This is a genomic window from Cupriavidus sp. HE11 (assembly GCF_056097175.1).
The window spans coordinates 78,430-100,241 of the sequence record NZ_CP184464.1; the positions used below are offsets into that span (position 1 = coordinate 78,430).

Annotated in this window: 21 protein-coding genes; 7 read left to right on the forward strand and 14 right to left on the reverse strand. The window is 66.4% G+C overall.

Annotated features, from left to right (window positions below):
- The first annotated feature begins 36 nt into the window (after positions 1-36).
- Positions 37-738: a response regulator gene (locus ACOABP_RS00400; RefSeq protein ID WP_474226494.1), complete on the forward strand. Its 702-nt coding sequence runs from the start codon at positions 37-39 to the stop codon at positions 736-738.
- Positions 735-2,111: a sensor histidine kinase N-terminal domain-containing protein gene (locus tag ACOABP_RS00405; RefSeq protein ID WP_474226495.1), complete on the forward strand. Its 1,377-nt coding sequence runs from the start codon at positions 735-737 to the stop codon at positions 2,109-2,111. Before ACOABP_RS00400 ends, ACOABP_RS00405 begins: the two co-directional genes overlap by 4 nt.
- 7 nt (positions 2,112-2,118) lie before the next feature.
- Here the strand turns inward: ACOABP_RS00405 and ACOABP_RS00410 are convergent, their stop codons facing one another.
- On the reverse strand, positions 2,119-2,562 hold the full coding sequence (locus tag ACOABP_RS00410; protein WP_474226496.1) for a MarR family winged helix-turn-helix transcriptional regulator: 444 nt from the start codon (positions 2,560-2,562) through the stop codon (positions 2,119-2,121).
- Between the two features lie 135 nt (positions 2,563-2,697).
- Between ACOABP_RS00410 and ACOABP_RS00415 the strand changes: the two genes are divergently transcribed.
- The 3 genes from ACOABP_RS00415 (at position 2,698) to ACOABP_RS00425 (ending at position 6,001) form a co-directional block, all read left to right on the forward strand.
- Positions 2,698-4,245, forward strand: a complete 1,548-nt coding sequence (locus ACOABP_RS00415) for a DHA2 family efflux MFS transporter permease subunit (protein WP_474226497.1) — start codon at positions 2,698-2,700, stop codon at positions 4,243-4,245.
- Positions 4,246-4,322: 77 nt separating this feature from the next.
- A complete protein-coding gene (locus tag ACOABP_RS00420; RefSeq protein WP_474226498.1) occupies positions 4,323-4,565 on the forward strand; it encodes an FmdB family zinc ribbon protein in 243 nt (80 codons plus the stop codon).
- A 137-nt stretch (positions 4,566-4,702) separates the two neighbouring features.
- Positions 4,703-6,001: an Nramp family divalent metal transporter gene (locus ACOABP_RS00425; protein WP_474226499.1), complete on the forward strand. Its 1,299-nt coding sequence runs from the start codon at positions 4,703-4,705 to the stop codon at positions 5,999-6,001.
- An 18-nt stretch (positions 6,002-6,019) separates the two neighbouring features.
- Here the strand turns inward: ACOABP_RS00425 and ACOABP_RS00430 are convergent, their stop codons facing one another.
- From ACOABP_RS00430 to ACOABP_RS00460, 7 genes are all read right to left on the reverse strand, one after another.
- The gene (locus ACOABP_RS00430) at positions 6,020-7,615 is read right to left on the reverse strand and encodes an EAL domain-containing protein (protein WP_474226500.1); all 1,596 of its coding nucleotides are present in this window, start codon (positions 7,613-7,615) and stop codon (positions 6,020-6,022) included.
- 118 nt (positions 7,616-7,733) lie between these two features.
- Entirely contained in the window at positions 7,734-8,579 is an 846-nt protein-coding gene (locus tag ACOABP_RS00435; RefSeq protein WP_474226501.1) for a tetratricopeptide repeat protein, read from the reverse strand.
- Positions 8,580-8,595: 16 nt separating this feature from the next.
- Positions 8,596-9,510, reverse strand: coding sequence for a non-homologous end joining protein Ku (gene ku, locus ACOABP_RS00440; protein ID WP_474226502.1), 915 nt, complete (start codon positions 9,508-9,510; stop codon positions 8,596-8,598).
- Positions 9,511-9,634: 124 nt separating this feature from the next.
- The gene (locus tag ACOABP_RS00445) at positions 9,635-10,324 is read right to left on the reverse strand and encodes an LrgB family protein (RefSeq protein WP_474226503.1); all 690 of its coding nucleotides are present in this window, start codon (positions 10,322-10,324) and stop codon (positions 9,635-9,637) included.
- A 4-nt stretch (positions 10,325-10,328) separates the two neighbouring features.
- Positions 10,329-10,736, reverse strand: a complete 408-nt coding sequence (locus ACOABP_RS00450) for a CidA/LrgA family protein (protein ID WP_474226504.1) — start codon at positions 10,734-10,736, stop codon at positions 10,329-10,331.
- A gap of 182 nt (positions 10,737-10,918) precedes the next feature.
- Positions 10,919-11,851: a LysR family transcriptional regulator gene (locus ACOABP_RS00455; RefSeq protein WP_474226505.1), complete on the reverse strand. Its 933-nt coding sequence runs from the start codon at positions 11,849-11,851 to the stop codon at positions 10,919-10,921.
- Positions 11,848-12,852: a cupin domain-containing protein gene (locus ACOABP_RS00460; RefSeq protein WP_474226506.1), complete on the reverse strand. Its 1,005-nt coding sequence runs from the start codon at positions 12,850-12,852 to the stop codon at positions 11,848-11,850. Before ACOABP_RS00460 ends, ACOABP_RS00455 begins: the two co-directional genes overlap by 4 nt.
- A gap of 183 nt (positions 12,853-13,035) precedes the next feature.
- On the opposite strand from ACOABP_RS00460, the gene ACOABP_RS00465 reads away from it, so the two are divergent.
- Positions 13,036-13,578 carry a carboxymuconolactone decarboxylase family protein gene (locus tag ACOABP_RS00465; protein WP_474226507.1) on the forward strand — a complete coding sequence of 181 codons (543 nt, stop codon included), beginning with the start codon at positions 13,036-13,038 and terminating at the stop codon, positions 13,576-13,578.
- Positions 13,579-13,608: 30 nt separating this feature from the next.
- Here the strand turns inward: ACOABP_RS00465 and ACOABP_RS00470 are convergent, their stop codons facing one another.
- Together ACOABP_RS00470 and ACOABP_RS00475 are read right to left on the reverse strand one after the other, a co-directional pair.
- Positions 13,609-14,658, reverse strand: coding sequence for a BamA/TamA family outer membrane protein (locus tag ACOABP_RS00470; protein ID WP_474227874.1), 1,050 nt, complete (start codon positions 14,656-14,658; stop codon positions 13,609-13,611).
- A 161-nt stretch (positions 14,659-14,819) separates the two neighbouring features.
- Positions 14,820-15,563: a hypothetical protein gene (locus tag ACOABP_RS00475; RefSeq protein WP_474226508.1), complete on the reverse strand. Its 744-nt coding sequence runs from the start codon at positions 15,561-15,563 to the stop codon at positions 14,820-14,822.
- A gap of 542 nt (positions 15,564-16,105) precedes the next feature.
- On the opposite strand from ACOABP_RS00475, the gene ACOABP_RS00480 reads away from it, so the two are divergent.
- Positions 16,106-16,546 (forward strand): MarR family winged helix-turn-helix transcriptional regulator, encoded by a 441-nt coding sequence (locus tag ACOABP_RS00480; protein ID WP_474226509.1) that lies wholly within the window; start codon positions 16,106-16,108, stop codon positions 16,544-16,546.
- Positions 16,547-16,583: 37 nt separating this feature from the next.
- Here the strand turns inward: ACOABP_RS00480 and ACOABP_RS00485 are convergent, their stop codons facing one another.
- From ACOABP_RS00485 to ACOABP_RS00500, 4 genes are all read right to left on the reverse strand, one after another.
- Positions 16,584-18,431 (reverse strand): NAD(P)/FAD-dependent oxidoreductase, encoded by a 1,848-nt coding sequence (locus ACOABP_RS00485; RefSeq protein ID WP_474226510.1) that lies wholly within the window; start codon positions 18,429-18,431, stop codon positions 16,584-16,586.
- Positions 18,432-18,435: 4 nt separating this feature from the next.
- Entirely contained in the window at positions 18,436-19,692 is a 1,257-nt protein-coding gene (locus tag ACOABP_RS00490) for a c-type cytochrome (protein WP_474226511.1), read from the reverse strand.
- A gap of 61 nt (positions 19,693-19,753) precedes the next feature.
- The gene (locus tag ACOABP_RS00495; protein ID WP_474227875.1) at positions 19,754-21,289 is read right to left on the reverse strand and encodes a glycine betaine ABC transporter substrate-binding protein; all 1,536 of its coding nucleotides are present in this window, start codon (positions 21,287-21,289) and stop codon (positions 19,754-19,756) included.
- A 152-nt stretch (positions 21,290-21,441) separates the two neighbouring features.
- On the reverse strand, positions 21,442-21,798 hold the full coding sequence (locus tag ACOABP_RS00500; RefSeq protein ID WP_474226512.1) for a cupin domain-containing protein: 357 nt from the start codon (positions 21,796-21,798) through the stop codon (positions 21,442-21,444).
- Positions 21,799-21,812: the final 14 nt, after the last annotated feature.

Genomic DNA, 21,812 nt, shown 5'->3' on the forward strand with positions numbered 1-21,812 from the left:
CGCGATATCCGTAGACCCCTGTTGCCGTAGCCCCCCATGCGTATCCTGCTTGCCGAAGACAACCTCAAACTGGCCGCTTCCCTGACGGAATCCCTGAGCCAGAGCGGATTCACGGTCGACTGCATGCATGACGGCGCCAGCGCCGACCACCTGTTGACCACGCAGGACTACGCCCTGGCCATTCTTGACATCGGCATGCCGCGCCTGGACGGCCTGGAAGTGCTGCGCCGCCTGCGCGCCCGCCGCAATCCGCTGCCCGTATTGATCCTGACCGCACATGGATCGGTGGAAGACCGCGTACGCGGCCTCAACCTGGGCGCCGACGACTACCTGGCAAAGCCCTTCGCGCTGACCGAACTCGAAGCCCGTGCCCGCGCGCTGATCCGGCGCAGCCACGGGCACGACCGCACAGAACTGTCGTGCGGCCCGCTGCACTACGACAGCGTGAGCCGGGCCTTCACGCTCAATGGCGAGCTGCTGCAACTGACCGGCCGCGAACGGGCCGTGTTGGAGATTCTGCTATTGCGAGACGGCCGCGCGGTCAACAAGGCCGCCCTGTCCGAGAAGATTTTCGGTATCGATGAATCGGTCAACGCCGATGCCATCGAGATCTACGTGTACCGCCTGCGCAAGAAGCTGGAAGGCTCCGGCGTCAGCATCGTCACGCTGCGCGGCCTGGGCTATCTACTCGAAGCGCAGAACCACGCTGCGGCCGTCGGCGCGCACGCGCGCACATGAAGACCGGCAGCCTGCGGCTGCAACTGACACTCTGGCTGCTGCTGCCCCTGCTGGTACTGCTGGCGCTCGACGCGTGGCTGACCGACCGCCGCGCCATGGCCGCGGCGCATCAGGCATTCGACCGCACCCTGGCGGCATCGCTGAAGGCCATGCGCGAGGGCATCAAGCTGCGCGACGGCCGCGTCGAGGTAGAGGTGCCGTATCTGGCGCTGGAAGTCTTCGATGCCGAAGCGGGTTCGCGCGTTTACTACAGGATTCGCGACGAGCACGGCGCCACGATCACCGGTTATGACGACCTGCCGATGCCATCCGGGCCGGTGCGCTCGCTGTACCGCACACAGTTCTACGACGCCGAGTTCCGTGGTACGCCCGTGCGCATGGCCGCGATGGCCCTGCCGCTGCACGATGTGCGCTCTGCGCGCACCCAGATGGTCTGGGTGCTGATAGCCGAATCCACTGAGCCACGCGAGAATCTCGCCAACGAGATCCTGGTGGGATCGCTGCTGCAGGAACTGATGCTGGTCAGCCTCGCCCTGGTTATCGTCTGGTTTGGCGTGCGGCGTGGCCTGCGGCCACTTCAGCGCCTGTCCGACACCGTGGCCGCGCGCGGGCCCGATGACCTGGCTCCCATCGGCGATACCACGCTGCCGGTGGAAATCCGGCCGCTCGTGACCGCCGTGAACCAGTATGTGGCGCGTCTGCACCGCATGGTGCAGGGACGCAAACGCTTCTTTGCCGATGCCGCCCATCAGTTGAAGACCCCGCTGGCGGTGATCCAGGCCGAATCGGAACTGGCGCTGCGCGAAACGGACCTGGCCGGCGTGCGCGGGCACGTGTCGCGACTCAATGGATCGGTCCGGCAGGCGGCGAAGGAAGTGGCGCAATTGCTATCGCTGTCGCGACTCGAAACCGACAGCGGCTACGCGCCGACGCTGCGTCCGCTGCGCCTGGGCCCGCTTGCGCAACAGGTGGCACTGGACTGGGCGCCGCTGGCCCGCCAGCAGGGTGTCGATCTGGGTTTCGATGGCGACAGCGACATCGGCGCCGAATTCAATGGGCAGCCGGAGCTGCTCCAGGAACTGATAGGCAACCTGATCGACAACGCCGTGCGCTATGCGGGGCCTCGCGCCATGGTGACGGTGCGCGTGGCCGGGCGCAGGCTGCTGGTGGAAGACAACGGCCCCGGCGTGGCGCCGTTCGAGCGCGAATCGGTCTTCAAGCGCTTCTATCGCGGCGAAGCCAGCGCCAGCCGCGAAGGCAGCGGCCTGGGCCTGTCCATCGTCCGCGAAATCGCGCGGCTGCATGGCGCCACCGTCACACTCGCCGACACTCAGGGCGGCGGGTTGACGGTGGTGGTGGATTTTCCGGGGTGAGCGGACGTTAGCCCTGCTGCGGCTTCGACAAATTGGCGCGGGCGCGCCGCAGGAATTCGACGAATTGCTCGGACTCGGCTTCGGTAAAGCCGTCCAGGGCCAGGCCGGTGACCACATCGCCCACGTGCTGGGCGGCGTCCAGGGCCTGGTCGGCCTTTTCCGTCATGCGCACCATCCGCTCGCGGCGGTCTTCCGGGTTGGGTCGGCGCGCGATCCAGCCTCCCTCTTCCATGCGGTCGAGCAGCCGGCCGGCGGAAATCGGCGCCACTTCCATCAGGTCGGCCAGCGCCGCCTGGTTCATTTCGCCGTGATACGACAGGTAGGCCAGCGCCCGGTACTGGGCGCGCGTGAGATCGAGCGTGGAGCGCGACAGGTCGTCGAACCGCTTGCCGGACAAGCGGCCCACGTCCGACACCAGAAAGCCGAAGCGCTTTTCGAGATTCTTTTCCATGCGCGGGATTATAGGGAGTCGCGCGGTTCGGTTTGGTGTCGAAAACCCTGAATCGCACACCGCCCCACTCCTCGCCCCATCGACATATAATAAGCACGCTTATCAATTAGACGCCCCCACTTTCCCCCGCTCCCCATGTCTTCCGTGGTTTCCGCGCCTGCCGCAGCGGCCGGCCAGCCGATCAACCGGCCCATGATCACGTTGTCGATCATGCTTGCCACGCTGATCCAGACCCTTGACAGCACCATCGCCAACGTGGCGTTGCCCCATATGCAGGGCACGCTGTCGGCCTCGCAGGACGAAATCACCTGGGTGCTGACCTCGTACATCGTGGCCGCCGCCATCGCCACGCCGCTGACCGGCTGGCTGTCTGACCAACTCGGCGTCAAACGGCTGCTGGCGATATCGATTGGCGGTTTTACGATAGCGTCGGCGCTCTGCGGCATGGCCGATTCGCTAACGCAGATCGTGGCCGCCCGGCTATTGCAGGGCATTTTCGGGGCCGCGCTGGTGCCGCTGTCTCAATCGATCCTGCTCGATATCAATCCGCCGTCGCGCCAGGGGCAGGCCATGGCGGTCTGGGGCATGGGCGTGATGGTCGGGCCGATCCTGGGTCCGACGCTGGGCGGCTGGCTGACCGACAGCTACAACTGGCGCTGGGTGTTCTTTATCAATGTGCCGATTGGTGCTTTTGCGCTATTTGGCGTGCTGAGCACCCTGCCCAATCGGGCGCCCACCCGCAGCATGCGCTTCGACGCCTTCGGCTTTGCCACGCTGAGCCTGGCAATTGGCGCGCTGCAGGCCATGCTGGACCGTGGCGAGCAGCTCGACTGGTTCAGTTCGCTGGAAATCCGCATCGAGGCACTGGTCTGCATCATCGCCTTTGCCTATTTCGTGGTGCATACGGCCACGGCCGGGTCGCGGTCGTTCTTCCGCTCGGCGCTGCTCAAGGATCGCAACTTCGTCACCGGCGCGTGCTTTATCTTCGTGATCGGCGCGGTGATGTACGCCACCCGCGCGTTGCTGCCGCCGATGCTGCAAAACCTGATGGGCTACCCGGTTGCCACCACGGGGCTGGTCACCGCACCGTCCGGCATCGGCACCATGGTCGCGATGATGCTGGCCGGCCGCCTGCTGCGCCGCGTGGATGCCCGGCTGCTGTTGCTGGCGGGCTTCCTGGTGTCGGCATTCGCGCTCTGGCAGATGATGGGCTACACGATCGTGCTGTCGGTCTCGGACATCGTCTGGCCCGGCGTGATCCAGGGCTTTGGGCTGGGGCTGGTGTTCGTGCCGCTGTCCGCGCTGACCTTTTCCACATTGGAACCCGCCCTGCGGGCCGATGGCACGGCTACCTACAGCCTGATGCGCAATATCGGCAGCAGCATCGGCATTTCGCTGATCCAGACCTTGATGACGCGCAATTCGCAGATTGCGCACAGCGATCTGGTGTCGCACGTCAATCCATACAACCCGGCCCTGCAGTCGATGCTATTGCACGGCTCGCGCGTCGACATCGCGTTGCTGAACCAGACCATCAACCAGCAGGCGGCCATGATTGCCTACCTGAACGACTTCAAGGCGATGTTCATCGCCACGCTGGTGGTGGTGCCGCTGATCCTGCTGATCCGGCCCGGCCGCAAGCACGCCGATGACGACAACCTTGCCCACGCGGCCATGGATTGAGCTAAGCTGGTCGCCAACCCGGGCCCCGAAGCTGGCCCGAAGCTGACCCTGAATCTGGCCCTGTCCCTGGAGCGGCAATGCCGACCTACGACTACCGTTGCCCCACCTGCGGCGACTTCTCTGAACTGCGTCCGATAGCCCGCCGAGATGACCCCGCCATCTGCCCCGGCTGCGGCCAGAGCGCCGCGCGCGCTTTGGTGGCCGCCCCCGGCCTGGCCGGCGGCAGCACGGACGGCGGCGCGAGCCACGGCGCATCGTGCGCGTGCTGCGGCCCGGTCAAGCTGGCAGGGCGCGCCAGCGGCGGCGGGTGGAGCCGCTGAGACCCCACCGCAAATTCCTTCGGGCAAAGACGAAAACAATCCCCCAATTAGGCAAAGCCAATTGGGAATAATTCTCAACAACGTCCTAGAATGCAGCATGGGGGTCACCCGGCCCCACGTGATCGGACCCCGACACCATGCCGCCACCACCTGTAGACACCGCCACCTTGCCCGTTGCGCAGCCGCCGCAGCGGTCGCGCCTGGCTTTCCTGGGCGCCGGCGCGCTGGTGGCCGTGGGCTACATGGACCCTGGCAACTGGGCCACGGCCATTGCGGGCGGCGCCAGGTACGGCTACAGCCTGCTCATCGTGATTGCGTTGTCGAGCCTGGTGGCGATGCTGCTGCAATGGATTGCCGCGCGTGTAGGGGTGGTCACCGGCCGGGATCTGGCGCAGCTGTGCCGTGATCGCTTTCCGCGGCGCGTCACCATTGGCCTGTGGATTGCCAGCGAGATCGCGATCATTGCGTGCGATGTGGCCGAGGTGGTTGGCAGCGCCGTGGCGCTGCAGTTGCTGTTCCACGTCAACCTCTGGGTAGGCGTGCTGATTGCCGCGGTGGTGACGCTCGTCATGCTTGCCGTGCAGCGCTATGGACAGCGCACCATGGAAGCCATGGTCGCCGGGCTGATCCTGCTGGTGGCGCTGTGCTTCGTGGCCCAGTTGGCGATGGCCCAGCCAGAGTGGGCAGCCGTGCTGGGCGGCATGGCGCCGTCCGCCGATCTGGTGCGCGATGCGGGCATGCTGTGGCTGGCGGCCGGCATCGTGGGCGCCACGGTGATGCCGCACAACCTCTATCTGCATTCCTCGCTGGTGCGCCGCTTCACGCCGCCACCTGGCAGCCGCGTGGCACGACGCCGGTCTTTCGCCGAAATCCTGCGCGGCATGAGCCTCGATACATTCGGCTCGCTCGGTTTTGCCTTCCTGATCAATGCGGCGCTGCTGATCCTGGCCGCCTCGGTGTTCCACGCGAACGGGCTGACCGATGTGGAAGACCTGGCGGACGCCCACCGGCTGCTCGCGCCGCTGCTGCATTCCGATCTTGCCAGCCTGCTGTTCGCCGTGGCGCTGCTGGCGTGCGGCCTCAATTCGACGCTGACCGGCACGGTGGCCGGCCAGGCCGTCATGGAGGGATTTCTCGACCTGCGCATGTCGCGCATGCGGCGCGCGCTGCTGACGCGGGCCGTCGCCATCGTGCCAGCGCTGGCCGCCGTCTGGGTATTTGGCGAGCACGGCTCCGCCAGTCTGCTGGTGGCAAGCCAGGTCGTGCTGAGCCTGACGCTGCCGCTGGCCGTGGTGCCGCTGATCCTGTTTGGTGCCGACCGCCGCCTGATGGGTACCTGGCGCGTACGCGGCATCCCGCTCGCGCTGGCAGGCGCGTCGGCCGCCGTCATCATCCTGCTCAACGTGGCCCTGCTGTGGCAGACGGCCCTGAGCTAGACGCGGGCCTGGCTGCGCCTACACCGCTTCTGTTTCGCTGATGTCGTCGCGCTCGTTGACCCAGATTCCGCGGCGCGCCAGGATGCTGGCCGGCGCGGCGGGCCGCTGGTAGAGGTAGCCCTGCGCCCAGTCCACTCCCGCTTCGACGATCAGCGCGTGCTGGGCCTCGGTCTCGATCCCTTCGGCGATCACCACCAGATGGAAGTGATGCGCCATGCTGACAATGCCGCGCAGCAGCGCCTGGGCGTTGGCGTCCACGTCCTGCGTAAACTGGCGGTCGATTTTCAGGTAGTCGAACGGAAAGCTCTTGATCAGGTCCAGGTTGCTGTTGCGTGTACCGAAGTCGTCCACGGCCAGGCGGATGCCGGCCTGGTGCAGCCGGTCGAACGCCTCGCGCGTGGCCCCGCTGTCCGCCAGCAGATGGCGCTCGGTGATTTCGAGCACCAGGCCCGACCCGTCCGGCATGGCCCGCTGCAAGGCATCCAGGTCACCCAGGAAGGTGCGCCGCCGCAAGCTTAGCGGCGCCGCGTTGACCGCCACGTGCAGCGGTGCCGACGGACCATAGCGGTTGATGTCCTCCACCACGCGGCGCAGCACGAAATGCGTGATGTCGTCGATCAGCGGCGTCGACTCCACCGTCTCGATATACGACCCGGGCGGAATGCTGCCCCAGCGCGGATGCTGCCAGCGCAGTAGCGCCTCGGCACCCATCCACTGCCGCGAATGCACCTCGACGATCGGCTGGTACACCAGGTGGAATTCGCCACGCTTCAGCGCCTGCCGCACGGCTTGCAGCAACAGCCGGCGCGGCGCGGCCACCAGCAGGAACACCGCCACCACAAGCAGCCCGGCCAGCAGGCCGATGGCGCCATACAGCAAGTCATACTTGCGGTGCATCGCCGTGACGTATTCGAAGGACGCCAGCACATTGACCTGCATCGGCCATGTCTTCGACAGCGTAGCCACGCCCCCGGTCACCGCGATCGGCGCTGGCAGATATGTCCCATCTTGATATATCGACGCCTGCCCCACGGTCAGCACGATCTCCGACGCGCCGAACCCCAGACCGTGCGACAGCGTATCGGTGACATAGCGCCCTTCGATCAGCAGGAAGCTGCCGCCGTCGGGCTGGCCTGGCTGCGGCAGGAACAACGCCAGCGCCGGCGCATACTCGCGGAACGGCGTGCCCTGCACAAGCATCAGCCGGTGCGCCACACCCGGATGCGGATCGGCAAAGTAGTAGCTGAGCGGCACATTGACCGGACCTCGCGTGCCCGAGCAATAGATGACTCCCCGCTCGACGATGGCGGCGGTGCGGATGTACGGGATGAAGCTGTGCGAGGTGGCGAGCGCCCGGTTGACGTCGGCGCACGGCTTGCCAACGTGCGGCGCCACGTGCTGGCGGCCCTGCGCCTCGACCGTTTCGGCCACGCGCTCCAGGCTTGCCACGATCTCGGTGCCGATGCCGGCCTCGCGCTGCGTGACAAGATGATCGGCATGCTGCCGGCCAAGCCAGACCGCCACCGCAACAAAGCACAGGCAGGTACACAGCCACCCCAGCAGCGTCAGCGGCGACACATGCCAGCCGCCAAAGCGCTCCTGCCAGAAAGTCAAAGCCAAAGTCCCCTCGTTGTCGTCGTGTGCCCGTTTCCGCCGATTGTGAAGCGGATGGGCGCGTGAATGCTGTCGGCTGTGCGCCTACACGGAGGATTTGACACCGACATTGTGCCGGCTAGACCACCGGTTCGAGCTTGCGGTACTGGTTGTAGTGCCGGATGGCCCGATGTGGGTCGCCAAGCGCCTCGTGCAGCCGCGCGGCGTTGTAATGGGCGTCGGCAAAGTCGGGCGCCAGCTCGATGCAGGCGTGATAGCTCTCCAGCGCCTCACGCCTCGCACCGGCATCCTCGAGTGCGACGCCAAGATTGAAATGGATTAACGGTTGATACGGCAGATAACTTAGGGCCGAACGGTACTCGGCCGCCGCTTCGGCCAGGCGCCCCTGGTCGCAAAGCAGGCATCCCAGATTGAGCCACGCATCAAGGTAATCGGGCGCCTGCGCCAGTGCATGGCGATACGCGGCTTCGGCATCACCTGGGGCCAGGTGCTCCAACGAGACGCCCCGCTCGAACCAGTCGGACGCACCAATTTCGTCCTGCGTCGGGGCCGGCGTCTGCCGCGTGGCACGGTGGCGCATCTCGACGACCTCGGCCCCGGTTTGCCGGTTGTCGGCATCATCAAGATCCAGCACGAACTGCCCCGATTCCACATGCCAGCGCCCGCGGCGGTCCTGTACGGCAACATCGCCACCAACGGCCGTCACACGCAGGCCGGTGGGCGGCCGGCCTTCTTCGCCCAGCCCCTGCAGGTGCCGCAGCGACCGCGTGACCTGGCGCGTCGGAATACCCGCCTCGCGCAGCGACTGCGCTGTGCGCAGCAGCACCACGTCCTGGAAGCTGAACCGGAACTCCTGGCGCGCGCCGCGTCTGGGCGAGATCACGCCGGCAGTCATCAATGCCGTGATGACGCTGCGCGAGATGCCCAGCAGCGCCTGCACGTCACGCATCGAATAGGTTTGCATCGCCGCCCCAGGCGCCCTACTTGCGCGCGGCGCGCTTCGGCGCTTCCGCCGGGGCCGCCGTGGCCCGCCGGGCGGTCTTGCGCGCCGGGGCCTCGGGGGCCGCCACCTTGGCGGCGCCAGCCTTGCCAGCCGTCTTCGCTGCGGGCTGGCGCTTGTTGTTGTCGATGCTCTTGCGCAGCGCCTCCATCAGGTCGATTACCTCACCACCCGCCGGCGCCGGCGTCTCGGCCGCTACCGTGATCTTCTTGCCGGCGATCTTCTTGTCGATCTGCTCCAGGATGCGCTGCTTTTCCTCGTCCACATAGGCGCTGGCGTCGTAGCCATCCACCGCGTTCTGCTCGATCAGCTGCTGGGCCAGCTTGAGTTCGGCGGGCGCCACGTCGGTGCGCTCCACATGCAGGTCGGCCATGTCGCGCACTTCGTCGGCATAGAGCAGCTGCTGCAGGATCAGGCCGTCGCCGCCCACGCGGATCTGCACCATGTATTGCTTGCCCTTCCAGGCCCACTTTGCCAGCGCACAGGTGCCGGTTTCGCGCATGGCTTCGGCCAGCAGGTTGTAGGGCTTGCCGCCGCGCTTGTCCGGGCCCAGGTAGTAGGCCTTGTCGTAGTAGATCGGGTCGATAGCGCCCAGCGGCATGAACGAAACGATATCGATGGTCTGCTCGGCCGCGTCCTCCAGCGCCTTGAGCTCCTCCGGCGTAAAGGTCACATAGCGGTCCTTTTCGAACTCGTAGCCCTTGACCATATCGGCCCGCTCCACGACCACGTCTTCCTTCAGGCAGATGTATTGCTGGCGCAGCCGCGACCCGCAACCCTTGTGCAGCAGGTTGAAGCTGACGGCCGACTTGCTTTCGGTGGCCGAGTAGACCTTCACGGGGATGGAAACCAGCCCGAAGCTGATCGACAGCGAAGCAATGGAACGTGCGGCCATGGCGACATCCTCCCGCCCGAAGGAACTGGTCATCGTCCAGCCAGTCTAGTCCGCGAGACACGGGCCCTGCCAGTGAGCAGGACCGGTGTGCGGTGTCAGACGCGTCCTACGCGCCCGCCCGAGGTCAGCCGACCACGGCGGTGACCCATCCGGTCAGTGCGGGCCCGGCGATCACCATCAGCACGCCGGCCAGCACCATGGTCAGGCTCGCCACCACGCCCTCCTCGGTGTGACGCTGGCGCGCCCGCGCAGTGCCGAAGCCATGCGCGGCGGCGCCCAGCGATGCACCCTGCGCCACCGGCGAGCGCAGTTTGAGCAACGCCAGAACGGTATCGCCCACCAGCATGCCCACCAGCCCCGTCATGACAGTGAACAGCGAAACGAGATCGGCCGATCCGCCCGTGTGCGACACCACGGCGACCGCGAACGGCGTGGACACCGAGCGGGCCATCAGGCTGCGCGACACCTCGTTGTTGAAATGGAACGCTTCGGCCAGCAGGCGGGCGCTGACCATCGCCACCAGCATGCCCGCCACCACGCCCAGGGCCAGCGCCAGCCAGTGGCGCCGCACGATGCCGCGGTGCTCGTAGATCGGCACCGCAAAGGCAATCGTGGCGGGGCCCAGCAGCCAGACCATCCAGCGCGTATCGGCCACGTAGGCCGTGTACGGGATATCGGCCATCAGCAGCACGGCGATGGACAGCAACGGCACCACGATCGCTGGCGAGTACCAGATCCGCGGATTCCGGCGATACAACGGCTTGATGGCGAAATAGAGCGCGATGGTCCACGCCAGGCACAGGAAGGACATCATGGCATCACTCCGCGTCCGGCTGACCACGCATGCGCCGGATTTTCCGTTCCAGGCGGCATCCGGCATGCACGGCCAGCGCGGTGGCGGCCATGACCAGGACCGTGCCCACCGCAACGGCAATGGTCAGTTGCACGCCTTCGGAACGGAACAGCGGCAGGTAATTGACCACGGCCACCACGCAGGGGATGAAGAACAGCACCAGTTCGCCCAGCAGCCAGTCGGCACCGTCCTTGACCCAGCCCACATCGGCCTTGCCCGACAGCAGCAGGCCCAGCACGGCAAGCAGGCCCACTACGCCGGGCGACATCGACCAGCCCAGCGTGCGCGTGAGCCAGTCGGCGGCGAACCAGATACCCAGCAAGGCGGCCACCTGCGCGGCGGTGCGCACGAGGCGGCGGGAACGGGACGGCAACGGAGCGGTTGCAGAGGCAGCGGGGGCAGCGGGGGCAGCGGGGGCAGCGGGGGCGGCGGACACAGCGGGCGGAACCATCAGTGATGAAAACGCCACCATTATTGGCCGGGTTTCCGCACAACGACAGCCCTAAAATCCGCATCGGTTGTGCAGGAATGCACAACCTCCCCGGCCACGCCCGATCACTCGCCAGTCATGAACAGCGACACGCTGGCATCGACCTGCTCGGCAATGAAGTTCGCCACTGCGCGCACATGGGCCGCCTTCCAATGGTCTTCGTGCACGTGCATATGGAAGGTGCGGGTCACCTCCACCTGGTCCGGCAGCACCGCCACCAGTTGCGGAAACGCCGCCGCCACGTAGGCCGGGATGATGCACAGGCACTGCCCCGCCAGCGTGGCATGTACCTGGGTGAGCAGGTTCGTGCTGCGCACGCGGGCGTGATAGTCCACGCCTGTCGCCCCGGCAAAGCTCAGTTCCGGCGAGAACAGGTGCTCCTCCACGTAACCGACGAACGGATGAGCCAGCAGGTCCTGCCTGGTATGGATCTTCGCCGCGCGCTTCAGGTACGACCTGGCGCCGTAGACGTACATCCGGTAGTCGGTCAGGCGGCGTGACGCCACGCGCAGGTGGTCGGCACCGGAAAGGCCGATGGCGATGTCCGCTTCGCGCCGGGTCAGGCTGAACAGGCGCGCGGCGGCAAAGATTTCCACCTCCAGCCGTGGATGCTGGGCCGTCAGCGTATGGATGCGTGGCGCCAGGAACATGCTGCCGAAGCCGTCCGGCGCACCCACCCGCACAATGCCGGCGATATCCTGTTCGCCCGCCGCAGCCGCCTTTGACGCCAGCAGCGCACTCTCGATGGCCTCCGCCGTGGCCAGCAGCCGTTCGCCCGCAGCCGTCAGCGCGTAGCCGACATGGCTCTTGTGGAACAGCCGCGTATTCAGCACCCGTTCCAGCGCCTGGATGTGGCGCGCCACCGTCGTGTGCTCGGTGCCAAGCTGCGCGGCCGCCGCCGACAATGTGCCGCCGCGCGCCACAGCCAGAAAGTAGCGATAGTCGTCCCAGTTGTCTCCGGCCCGGCCGGATGTCCTTGTGGTGCCACCCGTGCTCATGCGGCAGCCTCCGGCGACTGGGCCGTCGCGCGAACGCTGCGAAGCGCGCGATGCTGGCGGCGATAGGCGCCCGGGCCCACTCCGAAATGCTGGGTGAATACCCGGCCGAATGCGGCCTGCGAAGCGTAGCCGCACTGTTCGGCTACCGCCGCCGCGGACAGTCCGTCCCGACGCAGCAACCGCGCGGCCCGCTCCATGCGCAGCGTGGTCACCAGTTCCAGCGGCGTGATGCCAAGCTGGGCGAAGCGCCGGGCCAGCGTGGCCCGCGACACACTGCAGACTTCGGCCAGGCTGTCCACGGTCCACGGCCGTTCTGGGTGCCGGACCACCGCGTCCACAGCTCGTGCCATGCGCGCGTCGGCCATCAGCGCCATCACGCCGTGCGACACCGCCCCCTGAGCAATCAGCGTGCGCAGCAGCACCGTGAAAAGCGCCGTCGACAGGTCGGCGATGATCGCCGCACTGCCCGGTCCCGGCGCGTCGGCCTCCACATGCATCATGCCGATCAGGCCGCGCAGCCAGCCCAGCCCAGCGTCGCCGTTGCCACCAGTCTCACCGGCCCCACCCGTCTTGACGCACAGCATCTCGGGCAGCGCGCGCAGCAGTACATCGGCTGCGCTGCCGAGCACAAACGTGCCGCAGAGGATATCGAGCGGTTCGGCCGCGCCCGGCACCGTGACCTCGGTCACCACGCCGTTGAAGCGGCGCGATTCCGGGCCGGCTTCCTGCCGGACGCCCGCCACGCGGGTTTTGCTGCCGCCATGCACGCCAGACAGCGTGTGCGCCGCCCCGTGTGGGAACAACAACACATCGCCCGCCGCCACGCGCAGCGGCTCGGTGCCCATCGACACATCGGCCTGCCCATCCAGGATGGCGTGATACGGCACGTGCCCTGGCGCCGCCTGCGCATTGTGGGCGGACCAGGCCCCCGCCACCCGGCAATGCAGGTCGACCGTGCCCGACGGCGCCAGCAGGCGCACCAGTTCGCTAAGGCTGTCCATGGGTATATGCGAGGACGTGAGACGATCAAGCAAAAAGTTGAGTGGATTCTAATCCATCCGGATCGCTGCCGCACCTACCATTGAGTCCAAGGCAGCGCAGCAACCCGGCCGGATGCAAGGCCGGGGCGGCGCCCGAAACCTGACACGCAACCCGAATACCACCGCATCCCAAGGAACCACATCATGACCACACGCCTGCACACCATCGCCGCCCAGGACGCCACGGGCCAGACCGCCGAGTTGTTCGGCGCCATCCGCAAGGCTGTCGGCAAGGTGCCGAACGCCTACGCCACCATCGGCACCAATGCACCGGCCGTGCTGGCCCAGGCGCTGCAGACCAACGCCGTGCTGAAGCAAGGCAGCCTGTCGGCCAAGGAACTGGAAGCGATCAACCTGTCCGTCAGCGAGCACAGCGGTTGTGATTACTGTCTGGCCGCCCATACGCTGACAGCAACGAAAATGGCCGGTTTCAGCGTGGAACAAACGCAACAGTTGCGCCGGGGCAGCTTTCCGGAAGACGCGAAGATCGACGCGCTGACGCGCTTTGCCGTGGAACTGGTGGGCACCAGCGGTACCGTGCCGGCCGCCAGCGTCGAGGCCGTACGCGCCGCCGGCTACAGCGACGCGCAGATCGTGGAAGCCATCCAGGCCATCAGTGCGATCCTGTTCACCAACATGATCAACCGCGTCAACGACACCACGCTGGATTTCCCGGCCGTGGTCTGACGCGGCCATGCACCGAAGGCCGGGCGGCGCCTAGTGCCAGGCGCTGCCCACCTGGAGGTAAAACGCGTTCTGGTTCTTGCTGTGCGCCACGTCGATACCCATCGACAGGCCCAGCTTGCGCGCGATCATGTAGCGGAAGCCGCCGCCGACGCTGACGACGGTGGAGGCGTCCGAGAAATCGTGCCAGCGGCCATAGGCCTTGCCCGTGCCCGAAAACGCCAGCACCGACCAGCGCGGCGTCACGTCCCAGCGCAGCTCGACTTCGGCCACCAGCGCGTTGCGATCCTGGTAGCGGCCCTTCTGCACGCCGCGCAGGTCCACGTACGGCTGCGCGTAGAACGGCACGTCTCCCGACGAGAATTTGGAATCGGCCCGCAGGCCCAGGATCCACGTGCGCGCCAGCGGCAGCCAGGTGAAGCCGCGCGCATTGAACATGTTGAAGTCCTGCGTGCTGCCCAGGCCGCCACGCGCGAACTGGGCCTCGAATTCCGCGTAGCTGCCCTTGTTCGGGAAGAAGATGTTGTCGCGCGAATCGTAGTCGATGACCAGGCCGCCCTTGCCGATGCGCTGGCTCTTGTCGATCGGCCCCAGTTCGTTGGGCGAAGACCCAAATTTGAAGCTGGCCGTGCTATCCGCATACACGTAGCGGGGCCCGATATACCAATGGGAATCGGCCACGCGGAACAGCAGCTGCTGCAGCAGCATGAAGCCGTCCAGCGAATAGGCACGCGCCTGGTTCTGCACACCGAAATACTCCAGGTTGGCATTGACCTTGCCCACGGCGGCCAGGTAACGGATACGGTCGCCGTTCCAGGTGTGGAAATGCGCGGCGCCGGCCGCCCAGGTGCCGTTTTCGGTATATGCGCCGCCGACGACGGTGATGTTCGGTGGCGCCGGCCCCTTGCCCGACGCCCTTGCCTCCTCCGCGGCTTCGGCCATCGACTGCGAGAAGAACGCCAGCGCCAGCCCGAAGCCATAGCCCACCGCCGGCTCGGTGATGATCGTCGGCACGGGCAGCGCGCCCTTGTGGTGGAGCAGGAAATCGCTCATATCGAACATCCCGTCCTCGGGATCGAACATCGACAGCTTCGGTTTGGATGCGGCGGCCTTGTCAGCCGGGGCCGGAGCCGGCGCTGGCGATGACGCCACGCCTTCCGGCGGATCGGGCTCGGCGCGCACCGGTGCCGGCGCGCCGGCGAGCCACGCCGATGCCATCACCGCAAACACTGCGCAGGTGCGTTTCATTTGCCGAAGGTCATGTTGAGACCGGCGAATATCGTCCATTGCGGAACCCCGCTGCCGTCATGCAGCACCGAATACTGCGGTTCGACAAAGGCGTTGAAAATGGTGTGCCCCTCTTTCCACGCCTTGCCCGCACCCAGGCCAATCGGCACGTAGTACGTGCCATGCTGCAAATCAAAGGTCCAGGTACCCGTGGACCGCACATACCACCCATGCGGCAGGTTGAAGATCATGAACGGCTGGGCCGTCAGCGACTGCACGTCCGGACGGCTGCTTTGCCCGGCAAACGAATGCTGCCACTGCACCAGCATGCCCAGCAGCCGCGCAGGGGTCGGATCCACCACCACCGCGGCCACCCCGGCCTGCCACTTGCCCGTGCCCAGGCTGGGATCGGTGGCAGTCGGCATCGTCAGCAATGGCCCGGCGCCGATCTGCATCCCTTCGCTGCGCAACAGGAAGATATCGAACAGGTTGATATCGCCCAGGCCGGTTTCGTACGATCCATCGGCCTTCGGACGTGTGCTGACCGGCACGGTGCCGCGAAATATCTGCGGCACGCCGATCAGGCTGCCCGGCGCCACGGGAATGGTCGGCCGCAATAGCAGGTCATTGGTATGGGCATTGCTGCCATACAGGCGCGGCGAATAGAAATTCTGGATATTGAACGATGGCGCCAGATTCAGCGGGTTGTTGCTCTTGTTAGCCAGTTCGGCGCTCGATTGCGCGCTGGCCGTGCCGGACAAGGCGCCAGCCGCGAGGCAGAGACTCCCGAAAACAAGCTGGCCTGCGAATTTCCTTAGGCATTTCGGCGCGGATTTTCTTCCAAATGACACTCGCATCGAGTGAACTCCGGAGGCAACGTTCGACGTGGGCTGGTGTGGCATATCAAGCCCCTGCCGGGCAATGTACCGGAGCACCCCGTCAGATGCGCGTCGCGCCGTGATGAACTTTCTTGCGCCCCGCGTTAAGTACTTTCGGGAAATTTGGGCCGGGATATTGCAGGTGCACCATTTCCGGCGTCACACATTGCCGTAATGTCGAGTCATTCTATAACCCGTACGGGGGATTATTCATTTCTCTCAAACTGCATCGCCGAAAATCTCGTCGATGCAGTTTCGCGTATTCCATTTCATCTAATTCGAGACACAATAAAATTGAATTCCCATACCGCAGCGATTTTGCCAGACTACGATCCGGCGAATACCTGCCAGCCAGCATTCGCCTGAGGCGTAGATCGGTTGCTGACCGATCAACTTTCGATCAGTGCAACGCAAAGGAAACCGTCGTGAAGCACTACACACCTGACAATTTCCAGCTGACGCAAAGCATTGGCTTCCATCTGAACAAGGCCCGCAACAGCCTGCTGATGGAAATGGACTCGGCGTTGCGTCCGCTGGACATCAACGGCCAGCAAATGGGCATCCTGCTTTCACTCAACCGGGGGATGGCCAGCACGCCATTCGAAATCAGCAAGCTGCTCGGCATCGATAGCGGCCTGATGACCCGCATGCTCGACAAACTCGAGGAAAAATGCCTGCTCGAACGGAGTCGCAGCATCGACGACCGGCGCGTGGTGAATTTGACCCTGACGCCGAAAGGCCGGAGTATTGCCTCGGAAATCCCGACTATTGCACCGGAGGTATTGAATCAACGGCTGCAGGGATTTTCCGTTGAGGAATTCGATGAATTCCGCCGGCTGCTGCAGAAATTCGTCACCGGCGGCTGAATAACGGTTTCGATGGCGCCCGCCCGGCGCGCCCGGTTCAAGTGTCCGCCCGCAACGACAGCACCGCACGCTGCGCCTGGTCAATGGCGGCGGTAACGGACGGGCTTCCTGCCACATCGGCGCCGGCAATGCGGATATTGCCGATGCCCAGCCCTGCCTGCTCCAGCGCCACCTGCAGACCCGCATCGTCGGGGGCCAGCGAGGATGGCATGTAGCTGTAGCCGTGGGCCCAGCGATTGACAGTGATGCCCCGGATATCCCGCTCGGCGCGGAAACTGCCTGGCGCCAGCATGCGATCCAGTTGTGCGCGTATGTCGCGCTCCAGCACGTCGAACGGTGTGCCCAGCAGGAACGCCCGCCCTGCGCGGAAGCGCTCGCGCGCCTGCATGCCGCTGTCGGGCACCGTGGGCACATACAGCATGTGCAGCACTACCGGATCGTCGGGCCCGCCGGCGGCAGGCTCCAGCCAGAGATCGGAATAGGCCATCGTCGGCGCATGGACGCGCCATGCCTTCAAGGTGTCGAAGGCCCGCCAGTTGTCGAGCGCCACCTTCGTGTAGACCAGCGGTGCCTTGACGTCGGACCGCAGCGCCGTCTTTGCCGCTGCCGGGAGCGTCGGCACGATGAACGGCACCATCATGCCGTATCCGGCGACGATCACGTGCTGCGCCTCTACACGCTGCAGGTTGCCCTGCCAGCCATAGGTAACACGCGTGATGCGCACATCGGGCTCGACCGAAATGGCAGTGCTGTTCAGCCGGATGCGCACGCTGCTGCCGTCCTGGTCGAGCTTGCCATAGTCGATGCGGGCGTCTCCGACTGCCTTGGCACCGGCCGGCAGCACGGAGGGCACCAGTTGCGCCACCAGCGCGCGAGCCAGCGTGGCGTTGCCATCCGCAAACCATTGGCGCGATGCCGGCGACTTGCCCAGCCTGACGTCCAGGGCGGGATCGGGCATGCCCGCCCCAGCCGGCAGGCCGATGGCGATGGCCTGCGCGACCGATATCCCATCGGCATCCAGCGCATATGCATCCTGGCTGCGGCTGCGCAGGAAGCGCAGGCCGGCCAGCCCGACGCCCGCCTTGTCGCGCAGGAATGCCGCGTATCGCGTGGATTGCAGATAGACGCGCCTGTTCTCGGCCGGCATGCCGGCCAGGAAGTCGGTCGCGCCTTGTGCCAGCCGAAGCAGCGCATCGCGATCGGCGGGCGGTAATGGCGCTTTCGCCAGAAATCCGCGCAATATGTCGGTGGCTTCGCTCGATACCACCGCGCCGCGCACGCGTGCATCGACGACGGCGGCATATGGATCGCCAGCCAGCCACTGATCGCGGCCGAAATGCCCCGCATCGAAGAACACGGCGCGCCCCAGGCCCCGCCGTTCGTAATCTTCGCCCGGCAAGGCACGCGCCTGCGCGGTAGGCGCCAGCCCCAGCCCAGCCAGCAAGGTTCGCACGGCGGCATTGTCGTTAGCCGAGGGCGGCATGTCTGCGCTGCCGCCGTAGGTGACCAGCGTGCGGCCACGCACGGTAAATTCGTTGCGCTTGGCATGGCCGCCGAAATCGTCGTGATTGTCGAGGATCAGGATGCGCCGCGAGGCGCCAAACCTGCGCTGATAAAACCACGCCGCCGCCAGGCCACTGATGCCTCCGCCCACCACCACCAGGTCATAGGCCTCCCGCGCCAGCACACCGGGATACGTGGCGCCTTCGCGCGCCAGGCTGTGCGCCAGCGTATAGGTGCCGGCATGATTGCCGCGCAGCCCCGTCAGCGCGGGCGGGTAGCTGCCCGTGGCCGAACCCGGGGCCGCCAGCAACCGGCCTGGCGCCAGCCCTGCCGTCACGGCCAGGGCAGTGCCGTTCAGGAAGTCTCTGCGGGTAATGGTCATGGCGTCATGGAGTCTCGGGGGCGCGCACGCCCATTGCGCGGCGGCGCTCGGCCACGGCATCGGGGGACACGGGCGCGGCGCGGTTGCCCCAGCTGCCCCGGATAAACGTCAGCAGATTGGCCAGTTCCTGATCGTCCAGGGTCCAGCCATAGCCGGGCATGTGATAGTCGGTTGGCGCCGTATCCACGCGCGCCGTCACGGCACCGTCGAGCAGCAGGTTGACCAGCGATGCCGGATTGGGATCCACAACGGTGGGATTGCCGGCCAGTGGCGGGAACACCCGCGCAAAGCCCTTGCCGGTGCTCTGGTGGCAAGGCATGCAGAACGTGGCGTACTGGCGCGCACCCGGTGTGTCGAAGCGGCCCTGCTCCAGTTGCATGGCGGCCGATGCGTCGTAGCGGAACGGCTGCATTTCGCCCCGCACGCCGGCAATCGACTTCAGATAGGTGGCTACCGCATCGAGATCGGCGGCGCTCATATATTGCGTGGAAGTGGCGATGACGGTGGACATGGGGCCGAACGATGTGGCATGCGCATTGCGGCCCGTGTGCAGGTACTCCACCAGATCCGCTTTCGACCAGGCCCCCAGGCCGGTCAAGGCATCACCGGTGAGATTGGTGGCCGACCAGCCCTCGACCGTCGCGCCGGACAGGAAATGCCGACTGCGTTCGTCGATGCCCTTCTCGCCATACAGCACGCCGCGCGGCGTATGGCAGGCGCCGCAATGGGCCACGGCCTGGACGATATAGGCGCCGCGTTGCCACGTATCGCCCTGCTTCGCGTCAACCCGCACCGGATCGCCACGCAGGTTCAGCCAGTTCCACGGCACCAGCAGCCAGCGCATGCTGTAGGGCCACTGCAGCCTGGTTTCGCGATTCGCCTGGCGCACCGGCTTCACTTCGCTGTGCAGCCAGGCATAGAGCGCCGCCACGTCGTCGCGCGTCATCTTCGCGTACGACGTGTACGGCATGGCCGGATACAGCCGCTTGCCGTCGCGCGCCTGCCCGTGGCGCACGGCCCGGTCGAAATCGTCCAGCGAATAGCGGCCCAGACCGGTCTCGGCATCGGGCGTGATATTGGTCGAGTACACCGTGCCGACGGCGGTCTGCAATGGCAGGCCGCCGGCCATGGGGACGCCGTCCTTTGCCGTGTGGCATGCCACGCAGTTGGCGATGCGGGCCAGGTAGCGCCCGCGCGCAACCTGATCGGCCGGCGCGGGCGCTGCGCCGAGGGCGAAGCTGGCCGTCGATGCCAGGGTCATCGCCAGTAGCCAGTATCGGAATATCTTCAATCCACGCATGGGCATCACTGACAGGTTGGCCTCAGGACATGCGCCGGCGGCGCGTCCACCATTCCACGCCACCAAACGCCCCCTGCACCAGCAGCGCCAGCAGCGCGGCCGGAATGGCGCCGGCCAGCAGCAGCGTCGAATCATTGAGCGCAAGGCCGGTGACGATGCGCTCGCCGTAACCGCCGGCCCCCACGAAGGCGGCAATCGTGGCCGTGCCGACACTGATAATGGCTGCGGTCTTCACCCCGGCCAGCACCACGGGCATGGCAAGTGGAATCTCCACGTAGCGCAGCACCTGCATGGGCCGGAAACCGAGCGCCCGCGCCGCATCGCGCATGCCCTGCGAGATTTCCTGAAGACCCGTGCAGGCATTGCGTACGATCGGCAGCAGCGCATACAGGAACAGCGCGATCATCGCCGGCCAGACGCCGATACGACCCAGCAGCGGAATCAGCATCGCCAGCAGCGCCAGCGACGGCACCGTCTGCAGCATGCCCACCAGCGCCAGCAGCACCTGCCCAAGCCGGCGACGCCGTGCCGCAACGATGCCCAGCGGCACCCCCACCAGCGTGGCCGCGCCCACCGCGCCGCCTACCAGTGCCAGGTGGCGCACCGTCAGACGCCAGGTATCCGCGCCAGCCAGCACGCCGAACAGGCGCCGGCCACCGTCCCTGGTGCCGCCGCCAGCCTGCACGCTGGCCGCACTGGCCGCACTGGCACCCTTGGCCGGACGCCCCGACAGAAACCGCTGCCCGATGGCCGCGAACGATTCCCCGCCGATCTCCGCCGCAGCGTTCATGTCGATCATGTCCGCCACGGTGATGCGCCCCGCCAGTTGCCGCAGCGCCTGCCAGGCGGCCGGAAAGCGTTGCGGCACGTCCAGCCGGTAGACCACCACGGCCTCATAGCCGGGAAACACGTGGAGGTTGTCTTCGAGCACGCGCAGATGAAACCTGTGGATCTTGGCGTCGGTCGAGTAGATGTCGGTGCCGTCGATCTGGCCGTCGCGCAGGGCCTCGTAGGCGATGCCGTGGTCGATGCCGACCGGCTTCTGCGGCAGGCCATAGGCGTGCACCAGCGCCGGCCAGCCGTCGGCGCGGCCCATGAATTCGTGGGACAACCCGAGGCGGAGGGCGGGCTGGCGCGCCAGGTCAGCCAGCGTACGCAGGCTGCCCGCGCGGGCATCGGATACCGCGATGGCGTAGGTATTCTCGAAACCAAGGGGAATCGCCGCGCCCAGGCCCATCGGCGCCAGCGCGGTGTTGATCTGCTCCAGCGTGGCGTGGCCGGGCAGCTTCAGGATTTCGCTGGCGAGCGTGCCGGTGTAGTCGGGATAGGCATCGATGTTGCCGGCCTTGAGCGCCTCGAACACGATGGCCGTGTTGCCCAGGCCTGGCAGGTGACGCGCCCCGGCATGGGGCGCCGCGGCCTGCGTCAGGATTTCGCCAAGGATGTACGACTCGGTGAAGCGCTTGGACCCAATGCGCAGGGCGTCCGGCTGGGCAGCATGAGCGGCCGGACCGAGCAGGCAGGCAAGCGAAAACCAGACGACGAGCAGCCGGGGCATGGGGGACAAGCCGGAGTCTCCGGGTGAGTTGTCCCGACATCATAAAGCCATACGAGAGCCATACAAGCTGGGCTGTACGAAGCCTGCCCCCAGACGTTGGCACCGCCCCAGCCAGGCTTTGCTCCCCGCCCCCGCCTGCGGGAGCGGGGGAGCTAGGAAGCCTGCGACGGATCGGGACTCACGTGGACAGCCAGCCAGACCGTCGGCTGCGCCGCATCGGTCCAGGCCACCCGATGACGGCAATGGGCGGGCAGCTGGAGCCAGTCCCCGGCGCCCAGCATATGGCTCGTGCCATCGTCGATTTCCACGCTGGCGCTGCCGCTGATGACCAGCACCCACTCGTCGTCGGCGCTGTCGTACCAGAAATCCGGCGGGCTGGCCTGGCCGTTCGAGACGATCCGCTCGATCCGGACCCGGCCCGTGGCCTGCCAGGACAGCAGGTCCGTGAAGACCTCGCCGTCGGCGTGGACCGGGATGTCGTGCAGCAAATTGCCCTGGATGGCGCGCATGTCGATGGCCTCTT

Bases quoted from the DNA above. Each gene is read 5' to 3' on its own strand.
- ACOABP_RS00500 (WP_474226512.1), bottom strand. From the start codon at position 21,798: ATGCGCGCCATCCAGGGCAATTTGCTGCACGACATCCCGGTCCACGCC.
- ACOABP_RS00445 (WP_474226503.1), bottom strand. From the start codon at position 10,324: ATGATGTCCTTCCTGTGCCTGGCGTGGACCATCGCGCTCTATTTCGCC.
- ACOABP_RS00455 (WP_474226505.1), bottom strand. From the start codon at position 11,851: ATGAGCACGGGTGGCACCACAAGGACATCCGGCCGGGCCGGAGACAAC.
- ACOABP_RS00425 (WP_474226499.1), top strand. From the start codon at position 4,703: ATGCCGCCACCACCTGTAGACACCGCCACCTTGCCCGTTGCGCAGCCG.
- ACOABP_RS00460 (WP_474226506.1), bottom strand. From the start codon at position 12,852: ATGGACAGCCTTAGCGAACTGGTGCGCCTGCTGGCGCCGTCGGGCACG.
- ACOABP_RS00485 (WP_474226510.1), bottom strand. From the start codon at position 18,431: ATGACCATTACCCGCAGAGACTTCCTGAACGGCACTGCCCTGGCCGTG.
- ACOABP_RS00420 (WP_474226498.1), top strand. From the start codon at position 4,323: ATGCCGACCTACGACTACCGTTGCCCCACCTGCGGCGACTTCTCTGAA.
- ACOABP_RS00410 (WP_474226496.1), bottom strand. From the start codon at position 2,562: ATGGAAAAGAATCTCGAAAAGCGCTTCGGCTTTCTGGTGTCGGACGTG.
- ACOABP_RS00400 (WP_474226494.1), top strand. From the start codon at position 37: ATGCGTATCCTGCTTGCCGAAGACAACCTCAAACTGGCCGCTTCCCTG.
- ku (WP_474226502.1), bottom strand. From the start codon at position 9,510: ATGGCCGCACGTTCCATTGCTTCGCTGTCGATCAGCTTCGGGCTGGTT.
- ACOABP_RS00405 (WP_474226495.1), top strand. From the start codon at position 735: ATGAAGACCGGCAGCCTGCGGCTGCAACTGACACTCTGGCTGCTGCTG.
- ACOABP_RS00435 (WP_474226501.1), bottom strand. From the start codon at position 8,579: ATGCAAACCTATTCGATGCGTGACGTGCAGGCGCTGCTGGGCATCTCG.
- ACOABP_RS00465 (WP_474226507.1), top strand. From the start codon at position 13,036: ATGACCACACGCCTGCACACCATCGCCGCCCAGGACGCCACGGGCCAG.
- ACOABP_RS00495 (WP_474227875.1), bottom strand. From the start codon at position 21,289: ATGCCCCGGCTGCTCGTCGTCTGGTTTTCGCTTGCCTGCCTGCTCGGT.
- ACOABP_RS00470 (WP_474227874.1), bottom strand. From the start codon at position 14,658: ATGTTCGATCCCGAGGACGGGATGTTCGATATGAGCGATTTCCTGCTC.
- ACOABP_RS00415 (WP_474226497.1), top strand. From the start codon at position 2,698: ATGTCTTCCGTGGTTTCCGCGCCTGCCGCAGCGGCCGGCCAGCCGATC.
- ACOABP_RS00490 (WP_474226511.1), bottom strand. From the start codon at position 19,692: ATGACCCTGGCATCGACGGCCAGCTTCGCCCTCGGCGCAGCGCCCGCG.